Annotated in this window: 13 protein-coding genes, 1 tRNA gene and 1 pseudogene; 6 read left to right on the forward strand and 9 right to left on the reverse strand. The window is 60.3% G+C overall.

From position 1 onward, the window contains the following. Window positions 1–29 precede the first annotated feature (29 nt). From ACFOOL_RS12920 to ACFOOL_RS12940, 5 genes are all read right to left on the reverse strand, one after another. Window positions 30–659, reverse strand: a complete 630-nt coding sequence (locus tag ACFOOL_RS12920) for a lambda exonuclease family protein (RefSeq protein ID WP_380097553.1) — start codon at window positions 657–659, stop codon at window positions 30–32. Then, a complete protein-coding gene (locus ACFOOL_RS12925; RefSeq protein ID WP_380097554.1) occupies window positions 656–1,252 on the reverse strand; it encodes a 3'-5' exonuclease in 597 nt (198 codons plus the stop codon). Before ACFOOL_RS12925 ends, ACFOOL_RS12920 begins: the two co-directional genes overlap by 4 nt. After that, window positions 1,249–2,019, reverse strand: a complete 771-nt coding sequence (locus tag ACFOOL_RS12930) for an ERF family protein (RefSeq protein ID WP_380097555.1) — start codon at window positions 2,017–2,019, stop codon at window positions 1,249–1,251. Before ACFOOL_RS12930 ends, ACFOOL_RS12925 begins: the two co-directional genes overlap by 4 nt. Further along, window positions 1,958–2,995: a phosphoadenosine phosphosulfate reductase domain-containing protein gene (locus tag ACFOOL_RS12935; protein ID WP_380097556.1), complete on the reverse strand. Its 1,038-nt coding sequence runs from the start codon at window positions 2,993–2,995 to the stop codon at window positions 1,958–1,960. The genes ACFOOL_RS12930 and ACFOOL_RS12935 overlap by 62 nt, the downstream gene beginning before the upstream one ends. 120 nt (window positions 2,996–3,115) lie before the next feature. Continuing rightward, window positions 3,116–3,562 (reverse strand): hypothetical protein, encoded by a 447-nt coding sequence (locus ACFOOL_RS12940; protein ID WP_380097557.1) that lies wholly within the window; start codon window positions 3,560–3,562, stop codon window positions 3,116–3,118. A gap of 170 nt (window positions 3,563–3,732) precedes the next feature. Here ACFOOL_RS12940 and ACFOOL_RS12945 point away from each other — a divergent pair, with 170 nt between their 5' ends. Beyond that, entirely contained in the window at window positions 3,733–4,200 is a 468-nt protein-coding gene (locus ACFOOL_RS12945; RefSeq protein ID WP_380097558.1) for a DUF2513 domain-containing protein, read from the forward strand. A 91-nt stretch (window positions 4,201–4,291) separates the two neighbouring features. Here the strand turns inward: ACFOOL_RS12945 and ACFOOL_RS12950 are convergent, their stop codons facing one another. The 4 genes from ACFOOL_RS12950 to ACFOOL_RS12965 all read right to left on the reverse strand — a co-directional run bounded on the left by ACFOOL_RS12950 (window position 4,292) and on the right by ACFOOL_RS12965 (window position 5,837). Continuing rightward, window positions 4,292–4,660 carry a hypothetical protein gene (locus ACFOOL_RS12950; RefSeq protein ID WP_380097560.1) on the reverse strand — a complete coding sequence of 123 codons (369 nt, stop codon included), beginning with the start codon at window positions 4,658–4,660 and terminating at the stop codon, window positions 4,292–4,294. Between the two features lie 30 nt (window positions 4,661–4,690). Then, a complete protein-coding gene (locus ACFOOL_RS12955; RefSeq protein WP_380097562.1) occupies window positions 4,691–5,029 on the reverse strand; it encodes a DUF2335 domain-containing protein in 339 nt (112 codons plus the stop codon). A gap of 70 nt (window positions 5,030–5,099) precedes the next feature. Next, window positions 5,100–5,336 carry a hypothetical protein gene (locus ACFOOL_RS12960; protein WP_380097563.1) on the reverse strand — a complete coding sequence of 79 codons (237 nt, stop codon included), beginning with the start codon at window positions 5,334–5,336 and terminating at the stop codon, window positions 5,100–5,102. Window positions 5,337–5,486: 150 nt separating this feature from the next. Beyond that, entirely contained in the window at window positions 5,487–5,837 is a 351-nt protein-coding gene (locus tag ACFOOL_RS12965) for a helix-turn-helix domain-containing protein (RefSeq protein WP_380097564.1), read from the reverse strand. Window positions 5,838–5,930: 93 nt separating this feature from the next. Between ACFOOL_RS12965 and ACFOOL_RS12970 the strand changes: the two genes are divergently transcribed. The 5 genes and pseudogenes from ACFOOL_RS12970 (at window position 5,931) to ACFOOL_RS12990 (ending at window position 7,699) form a co-directional block, all read left to right on the forward strand. Next, complete coding sequence (locus tag ACFOOL_RS12970; protein WP_380097566.1) at window positions 5,931–6,155, forward strand: helix-turn-helix domain-containing protein; 225 nt, start codon at window positions 5,931–5,933, stop codon at window positions 6,153–6,155. Continuing rightward, window positions 6,152–6,376 carry a hypothetical protein gene (locus ACFOOL_RS12975; protein WP_380097567.1) on the forward strand — a complete coding sequence of 75 codons (225 nt, stop codon included), beginning with the start codon at window positions 6,152–6,154 and terminating at the stop codon, window positions 6,374–6,376. The genes ACFOOL_RS12970 and ACFOOL_RS12975 overlap by 4 nt, the downstream gene beginning before the upstream one ends. Then, a pseudogene (locus ACFOOL_RS12980) lies at window positions 6,377–6,607 on the forward strand (DUF2312 domain-containing protein); the annotation flags it as partial. It lies immediately after the preceding gene. Between the two features lie 593 nt (window positions 6,608–7,200). Next, window positions 7,201–7,274: transfer RNA gene (locus ACFOOL_RS12985), tRNA-Gln, on the forward strand. Between the two features lie 5 nt (window positions 7,275–7,279). Continuing rightward, a complete protein-coding gene (locus tag ACFOOL_RS12990; protein ID WP_380097569.1) occupies window positions 7,280–7,699 on the forward strand; it encodes a hypothetical protein in 420 nt (139 codons plus the stop codon). Window positions 7,700–8,392 lie beyond the last annotated feature (693 nt).

The raw sequence follows: 8,392 nt of genomic DNA on the forward strand, positions 1-8,392 counted from the left end.
TTGGGCCTGCCGGCCTCTGCGGTTGAGGATTACGCGGCTACGGTGTCAGGAAGCCCGTACTTTCGGACCTTCTCGACCACCTCGGCCAATTCTGAATTGAAGGCGTCCACGGCCCGCGACATGTCAGCGATGTAGGCTTCGTCGCGGTATGCCCGCTTGATGAACAGGGGCAGCTTGGGCCAATAGACGGCGATGTCGATCCACTCGCGCTCAGCAACCCAAAGCGCGCCCTGGCACTGAGCCTTGTGCTCCGCGGGAAACTCGTCCCGAAGCAGCACGTCAATGAGCAAGTCGGGCAGCTTGGTTTTGATTTCGAGCATGCCGGCATCGCCTACGAGCGAATCCGGGGACGCGCCCTTCGGCCCGTTGCGGACGAAACCGACAAGCTCCGGCTGGGCATCGGTCATCAGAGCGTACATATTGCGGGCGTCGGGCTCCATTTCGTGCCCGCGCTCCATATGCGCGTTGCTGTAACCTTCCTGCACGTCGCCAGTCAGCAACTCGCCGGCCAGCTTGTAGAGGTACTTCTTGCGGGTGAGGCTCTCGCCGCCGCTCCTGCCCTTTGCCATGACGGTGGCGAACATCGAAGCGGTCGGAATTCCACGGCGGGCCTCGTACCACTCGCTAGAATTCTGGTCGCAGTCGAATATTTGGATCATGATGCCGCCTCCAAGCTCTTGAGTTGGAAGAAGACCCGGCTGCACGCCCGCACGTCGATCAGCGCGTCATGGGCGCCTTCGAGGTCTTCATCGAAGAAATGCCGGATGCACTCCTCCAGCTTCGGGGGCTTGGGCTTGTTGAAGCCAGCAGCAAGCATGCGCTCGGTCGGCGGAAGGTTCACGATGGGCGTTGCCGCTTCCATGGTGCAAAACAGCGACTTCCGAAGCGGCATGATCTTGCGATAATGCCGGGAAATGGCCGTCTCGATGACTGCGCGGTCGAACCTGATGTTGTGGGCAACGACAAGATCGGCCCGGTGGTAAAGGTGGGTGAAGGCGCCCAAAGCAAACTCTGCCGAGACGCCAAGCGCGACGGCGCGCTCGTCCGTAATGCCATGCACGTCAGACGCTTTGGTCGGGATCGTGATTTCGCCAATGCCGGGATCAATGATGAACGAAAAACCGGCGACGGGCTCGCCATCATCCTCGGTCAGCTCGGCGGCAAGCTGCACCATGTAGGGCTGGTCCGGGTGATCGACCGGCAAGCGGTCCTGCACAAAGCCGGTGGTTTCGGTATCGAAGAACAGGATCATTTACCGGCCTCGCTCAGCTTGCGAGCCAGCTTGATATTCAGGCTGCGCACGGCACTGTCGAAGTCCACGACGCGCAACTGATTTAGCGCTTCGACCTTGAAGGTCTCGCAGAACAGGGCAATGTCGGTGTCGGTCTTTTCGATCAGGTCACGGACCTGCTCCACCTGTTCCGGCTTGAGAAGATCATCGGCCTTCTGACCGTGCTTGGCGCCATCGTCGTCATTACTGGCGGCAAGGCCGAGGGCGGCCTTGAGAGTGTAGCGCTGGAGGTAGGTGATCGTGCTGCCGACAGCCTGAATGCTGTTCTTATTGCCGCTGTTGTCGTGGTCGGCGGTCAACTCGTTCCGAACGGAGTGGCCTTCTCGGTGCGAGACAATGCATGTCACGCGGACCTTGCCGCCTTCGGTTACGGTCTCGTAGCGATACGCGAGCCCATGCTTGCCCAAGATCGGATCAATGACACGGGCGATTTCAGCAAGGTCTTCGTGCCGGTAGTTGGTGCGCCCCTTGGCGCTGGTGAAATCAACAGCGCGGTTCTTGGTGATGGTCGGGATTTCAGCCTTTGCCGCGCTCATGGCAGCTTCAAAGGCCCGGCGCGCGCTGTCGTCGGCCAACTCTTTCGCCATGTCCTTCAGCTCGCGGATCACGTCGAGCGGCTGACCAGCGGCTACGGCCTGCCGGATCATTTCCATGACGGGGTTGGAGTCAAGAACAGCCGGCGCAACGGCCTGAGTGCGTTCCTTGTGGATTTCCATTGCTTGGGACATATCGGCTCCTATCCGCGCAGCCAGCTGGCGGCGGTGAAAAGAATGGGGAAGGCGACGACGAACACGGCCAGGTGGAGTGCCGCTTCGCGCAGTTGTTCGCGGGTCGGCAGAAGGCCGGTGGCAGAGGCGATCTGGTGTGGGAGGGGTTCGCGGGCCATGCAGCTTCACCACGCGCCAAGCAGTCCTTGCACATCGGCTGGAACAGATCGCCAGTTGCTTGACCCCGCTCCTTTGGAAATGCTTCGCCCCACCCGAAGCCGTGGCGCCGGCGCGCTTCTGCTTCTAGGCTGTTGAGCCAGTTACCCCATTCAGGGTAGAGGGCTGATGCTTCGGCGCGCTCTGCCTTTGTTTGCATGGTGCCGCACATGCATTCTCCCGACCGACAAAGCTGCTCGGCAACTGGATTGATCGGCGTGCCGCGCGATTTCAGGTATTCGTCGCGTTCATCTTGGCTCCATCCGTGGATCAGGCTGGTCCAGATATTGTTCGGAGCGCCGGGGTCTTGACGCCATAGTGGCAGGTTCTTTCGGCGGTTCTCGCTTTCGTCCTGACGCGCGCCATTTAGCAACAGGATGCGCACGCCGCGCTTGCCTTGCCGAATGGCCTTAGAAATCGCCTTGCGGAAGGGCTGGGCTTTGAGGATGCGATAGGCGAAAGCGTGCGCGCCAATTCCCTTGCCAAAGAACCCCTTGCGCAGAACGTAATCTTCGTACGCCGTACCTGCATCCGCCTCGACCAGTTCGCTGATCGCGCCATATGTGTCGCGGACGAACTCGCTCGTCTGCGGAATGCCGCACCGCGTGTTACCATGAATGACCAGATCGACTTTCAGGCCCAGTTCACGTGCCACTTGATCGGAGGCTGCGCTGTCCTTGCCTCCCGACACCATCGAAACAATATGCGTCGGATTGAACTGGTCGATAACCCGGCGCACGATGTCTGCGCTCTCAGCAACTTTGTCCTCGATCTCAGCCATTCTTGGCCTCTTTGGTTACGGGTGTTGGGGATAGGCGGGAGAGCCATTCACGGTCTTGCGGAGGCGCGGGGCGATAGACCCATTCGCCGTCGATGATGGTGGGCTTGAGGGTCATGGCCGTTACTCGGCCGCCACAAGGGCAGGGGCCTCAACAGGTGCCAACCGACCGCGAGCCGGGAATGACGGCCAGCCGCGAGACGTGGCGCGCTTAGCCAGTTCTTCCGGCGTCCGCCATGTTCCGACCGATTGGTAAGCCAGCATCAGCATGGTGACGGCAGCGGTGTTGAGCGGGATCAGATAGTCGAGGTGGATTTCGTCGGTCGGGTCCATGCCGCGACGGGCAAAGATGCCGGCATATTCTTCCTGGCCTGCTTCAATGGAGGCGTAGCGGTTGATCGCAGCGAACAGCAGGCCGTCGAAGTCATTGGAGTTGCCGCACGTGGACCAGAAAGCAGGGCGTCCCGCCTCGAGATTGGCAACGGCGTCGTCATCCAGCCCATAGGTGCGGGTGACGTCGATCAGATCGACAATCTGCTTGCGCTCTTGGGTCCAGAATTGCTTCGCCATTCCATCCTCCATCTGTTCCCAGCCGGCTCGGAGAGCGATTGGACTGGGGTGATGGAGGGAATGTAACGTGGGGCGTGACGCTAGTCAAGCGATTGTAACGCTGGCCGTGACAATTATTTTGCCCGCCCAGAATCACCCTGCTATAAGAGGGGCGAAACCAGGAGGCTGGAATGCTCGCTGCCGCTGATCCGGTTGACGTTGCGATACTCGTTGCCCGCGCTAAACTTGCTCATGTCGAGGACAGGGAATGGGACATGAGACGCGATATGGAGCTGGTGCGGGAAATCTTCCGCAAGGTGCAGGAAAAGACCACGCTGGATTATCGACCTATCGGCCCAATCGAGGGTTACGATGACTTCGATGTCGGTCGGCACGTCGAGATGCTTCACAAGGCTGGATACATCGATGGCTTCCATAACAAAGAGAAATTGGGACAGCCTGGAATAGTCCACATCTATGACCTGTCGTGGGACGGCCATGAGTTTGCCGGCGCCATTCTCACCGACGAGGGCACTTGGCAAAAGATGAAGTCGGCGTTTGGCCCCGAGAGGCTGGCAACCGCTCCGCTCAAGATGATCGAAAGCGTTGCTATCCAAGCTGTCACTGCCTGGGCTTTAAGCAAGATGGGGCTGAATTAGCTAAGCAGCCCGAAGGGCTGGAGCAGGGCGCGGCCAAAGAAAAGCCCCGCTCTATGGCGGGGCTAAGGGGTCAATCTCTGATCTGCTGGCGTCAACGCTCGTCCTCAATCTCCCCGATGGCCTTTCCGGCAACCGTGATATGCAGCATTCCGTCGATCTCAACTGCCAAGCCTCGGGACAGCAGGAACCCCACTAGCCCTTCATCCTCGCGGCCGTGCATGCTGTTCGTGGAAATGGCGCCCTGGGATAATCGGCGGAGCACGTGATAAATCTGGACCGGCACGTATTCCAACTGTCCCTGAGTTGGAGCTATCTCCAATGCCTCCAGCACCGCATCTGCCTGGTCTAGATAGCTTTCCCACATGGGCCGGCCTTCGAATTTGATATCTTCTGGATGGCCGTCAAAACTGCATAGAGCGCGGGCGGCGAGTTCTCGGGCGGGCTTGGGTTTGCGGGGCATGGTGTCCTCCCAGGCGTTCGGCGGAAGGGGCTACTTTCCGTTTGGTCTCGGCCTATTGGTGGCAATAAACGCGCCCACTACGGCAGCAATGGTCCCAGCAGCCAGAAACGCGGCAAGCCACGTCGCCCCTTGGGAGATAGCGTAAGCCGCCAGCGCCAAGGCCGTGATTACAAAGATGAATGCCAGTGACTTGCCAAAGAAGCCCTCTGCGACGGAACACTTGAAGTCGCGGCGCTCCATCTCGCGCCGGTGAGCGGATTCCTGCTCCCATTGCTGGAAGATACGCTCCGCGCCATTTGCTGCGACCTGGTTGAATTGATCCAGAATGGCGGGTGGCGGCAAGGGCCCGGCCCATGTCTGAGATTCCACGCGAGCCACCTGCCCATTGGGCTGTGATGGTTGCTGGGGCGGGGGTTGCTTTCGGGGAGGGGCTGGCCGCCTAGCGGCTGGTTTTTTCATGCTGACGCTCACGCTCAACCACCACTGTCATATCCCGCCCAATGCGGACGAAATCGCCCCGCAACGCAGCTTGGGCGCTGGGGGCAGGCTGATAGTGGCTGGCCTGTGGCGTCGAGACGGCCAAGAGCGAGCCAAGGCCGGCGACAAAGGCTTTCGCCGCCGCCCGTCCACGCGCTGCTTGTCTTTTAACTCGATGGTTCATCGGCTTCCCCGTCATGAGCTGATCCTATAGCCCATGAATGTGGCGGTTCAACGCACTATCTTAAAAATTCGTTGCTTTAGGTTTAACCCGGCATCTCTCAACAGGCGCCTGTCCCTCTCCACAGCCAGCTTATCCCCGTCTTGACCGTTCTGTGGGGGTGGATGGTCAACTGGCCTTATCAGCCTTCCCCAGCATCTCTCGAACGACGCGAAGTGCCATTTCCTGCTCTGGGCCGGTGGCGGCGCGAAGGATGGCGGTAAGTTTCGCCACGGCGTCGTCAATGAGCGGGTTTGTGGTCAGAAGGTCTGTGACTGTCGTTCCCAGCGCGACTGCCGCCGCTTCCAGAAATTCTTGGTCGTATGGCTGCTGCCCCGTCTCGATCCGTCCGATGTTGGCGTGAGACATTAGGGGGACGCCCGGTTCGGCCTCTAGGCGATCCGCAAACTTGCGCAGGGACAGCCCGCGATACTCGCGCCATTCCCGAATGTAGTGCTTGCCGAGGTCACGCTTGGTCATGGGGGAAACATAAACTGTCACCGTCACGTGGTGGTCACGTCAGGCGTTACAAATTCATGTTGCAAACTGTCACGCCAGCCGTTACAGTTAGGCATGGAACAGAAACACCCATTGCTCGAATACGCCGCCGCCGAGGGCAAATCCATAGAGGAAATCGCCAAGGCAGCCGAGTGCAGCCGCATGACCCTGTATCGGCTTATGGCGGGGAAGCAGAACGCCACCATTGAGCTTCTCCAGCGCGTCAGTGACGCCACTGGCGGGCGTGTTCCGGCATCTGCGTTCCTCCTCCCACCCTCTCCCCAAAAGGCAAGCGCATGACTGCCGCCTCGCTCATCAAGGCCGAGTTCAAGCGGGCCACTGCTTCTGCCGATCCCCTGATCCGGCTCAAGCATCCCTCCGGGCTCTATCTCAACATCGACGGCTCGGGGCTGACGGAAAGGTCTGATTTCGGCGGCTGCTACTCGGGCAGGGCGCATCAGGTCGCCAACATGCGCCGGGTCAATTCGCTTGCGGCCGAGTGCCGGGAAGTGGAGGCGTAGATGGCTGTCGAAGATAGCGTAGCTCACACGCAAATTCGCGCGCTGGTCGAGCGAGTTGAGCGGCTGGACGAAGAACTCAAGGCGATCAACGAGGACAAGAAGGAAATTTTCGCGGAGGCACGCGGAAATGGCTTCGACGTGCCCGCCCTCAAGCAGGTGATCAAGCTCCGTCGCCAGGATGCCAACGAGCGCATGGAGCGCGAGGCGATTGTCGAACTCTACATGGCCGCTCTTGGCATGATTGAGACGCCGGATTTTGATGAGCCTCGCGTGCAGGTGCAGGTGCGCGTACGCGAGGCGTCCAAAAATGCTGCGCCTGCTACCACCGAAATCACCGAACAGCAGGCTGCCCCCCAGCTTGCTCGCGACCTGGCCGCTCCCTCCAAGCTCCCTCAAGGTCAGGTCGCACCCCATCCCGAAGCGAAAGCATCCATGGACAGCGGCGCGATGGAGCAGGCAATTGAAGGCCCTGCCGACAGCGTGTCGGGAGATGTGAGTAGGGCGAGCGTCGGCGCCGGTTCCGACGCACCTATTCAGCCGGAAACGGTGAACGAAGTCCCAGCGCAGGACGGCGGCGGCAATCAGGCAAGCAGCGTCATCGACAGCAAGCCCCTGGGTAAGTCCAATGCGGCGCGACCGGCATCTGTGGATGCCGATGTGAACGACGGCAGGCCAGCGGGAGAGACTGGCGCCGAGGTCGTGACGGGCGGAGAGAGTGCCGCGACAGATTCCGAACCTGCCCGAGAGGGTGGTAGCCAGAGCCCTGATGTCATGGGCCGAGACACGGACGCTGCTGCGCCGTCCTCTGGTGAAGCGCAGCGTGATGCCGGATCGTCTAGTGGCAGGACAGCGGCCTTTGACGCCGTCAACGCTGGTTCGACCCCAGCTCCGGCATCCAGCCCCGTGTACGCCGAGTCCGGCGTCGTAACCACGGAACACACGCCACCCGAGCCGGTGAAATGGCATCCCTATGCCCAGTGCTTCCCGACCGTGCTTGGCGATGACCTCAAGGCACTTGAGCGCGATATTAGTGCTGCCTTCGGCGGTGTCCAGCAGCCCATCGTCAAGATCGGCAATCTGATCCTGGATGGCCGGGCTCGGTACGGCATCGCCAGATCCATGCTGATCGACTATCCGGTGGTTCAATACGATGGCTCCGATCCGCTCATGGACGTGATCCGCTGGAACTTGGCTAGCCGTTTTGACCGCATGACCGCGGGCCAGATCGCGGTAACAGCCAAGGCTCTCTGCAAGCTAGAGCCATCCCGCACCGACGACATCATGCAGGCTTTTGGCCTTGAGGTTTCGGAGGCTGCGCAATGAAAACTCGCCCCGGTCGCCTGAACATACAGCCTGTTCTCTGGTCACTGGTCTTTGCTCTCGTGGTCATTCTCGTGGCGCGGATCGTCCTCGCGGCCAATGGCGGGCTTTCGTGATGGTATCCGCACGTCTTTCCACCATGGCGGACGGGAACGGGGCAGGGGGAGCCATGGCATCCCTGGCAGCTTCTCCGTCACTTCCTTCCTCCCTCGATCACTACCAAGCTCACGCTGTCTGTTCTGCGTCTCGTGGGCTTGGTCGTGGCCGTGGCCACGTTGTCAGAAACCAAACGAAGAAAGGGTTCCCCTTCTCCATCTCGGTTGCTGACGCTTTTACCTCCCTGAACTGGCCGGGCCTTCGGGTCCGGCGCTTTTCTCGAATTCCAGATCGGCGCGCGGCTCCCTCCCTCTCGCAGCGCCGTAGGCCGGTGCGGATTTCCTCCTCCATCCGTACCGGCCGCTCCATTCACGCGGTCAAGTTGACGCTTTGCCTCGTCCAACATCTGCCGACGCACATGCTCTCTGAACTCCTGTGTCGTCGGTATCTCGCTCAATCTCTGCGCCTTTCTTCGTCACGTTCACTCGATGGTTCAAAAACTATCGAGAGGGCTTTGACGGATGCGCAAAAATTCTTTGCTCCCGGAGCAAAAGAAAATGACTGACTTGTCGGTTGTAGATGAGGCTGCCTGTTGGGCCG

It is taken from the genome of Devosia honganensis, from assembly GCF_042648785.1.
GTDB classification, from domain to species: domain Bacteria; phylum Pseudomonadota; class Alphaproteobacteria; order Rhizobiales; family Devosiaceae; genus Devosia; species Devosia honganensis.

What these genes read in the sequence shown, in the direction of transcription:
- ACFOOL_RS12920 (WP_380097553.1), bottom strand. Translation starts at nt 659, where the DNA reads ATGATCCAAATATTCGACTGCGACCAGAATTCTAGCGAGTGGTACGAG.
- ACFOOL_RS12925 (WP_380097554.1), bottom strand. Translation starts at nt 1,252, where the DNA reads ATGATCCTGTTCTTCGATACCGAAACCACCGGCTTTGTGCAGGACCGC.
- ACFOOL_RS12930 (WP_380097555.1), bottom strand. Translation starts at nt 2,019, where the DNA reads ATGTCCCAAGCAATGGAAATCCACAAGGAACGCACTCAGGCCGTTGCG.
- ACFOOL_RS12935 (WP_380097556.1), bottom strand. Translation starts at nt 2,995, where the DNA reads ATGGCTGAGATCGAGGACAAAGTTGCTGAGAGCGCAGACATCGTGCGC.
- ACFOOL_RS12940 (WP_380097557.1), bottom strand. Translation starts at nt 3,562, where the DNA reads ATGGCGAAGCAATTCTGGACCCAAGAGCGCAAGCAGATTGTCGATCTG.
- ACFOOL_RS12945 (WP_380097558.1), top strand. Translation starts at nt 3,733, where the DNA reads ATGCTCGCTGCCGCTGATCCGGTTGACGTTGCGATACTCGTTGCCCGC.
- ACFOOL_RS12950 (WP_380097560.1), bottom strand. Translation starts at nt 4,660, where the DNA reads ATGCCCCGCAAACCCAAGCCCGCCCGAGAACTCGCCGCCCGCGCTCTA.
- ACFOOL_RS12960 (WP_380097563.1), bottom strand. Translation starts at nt 5,336, where the DNA reads ATGACGGGGAAGCCGATGAACCATCGAGTTAAAAGACAAGCAGCGCGT.
- ACFOOL_RS12965 (WP_380097564.1), bottom strand. Translation starts at nt 5,837, where the DNA reads ATGACCAAGCGTGACCTCGGCAAGCACTACATTCGGGAATGGCGCGAG.
- ACFOOL_RS12970 (WP_380097566.1), top strand. Translation starts at nt 5,931, where the DNA reads ATGGAACAGAAACACCCATTGCTCGAATACGCCGCCGCCGAGGGCAAA.
- ACFOOL_RS12975 (WP_380097567.1), top strand. Translation starts at nt 6,152, where the DNA reads ATGACTGCCGCCTCGCTCATCAAGGCCGAGTTCAAGCGGGCCACTGCT.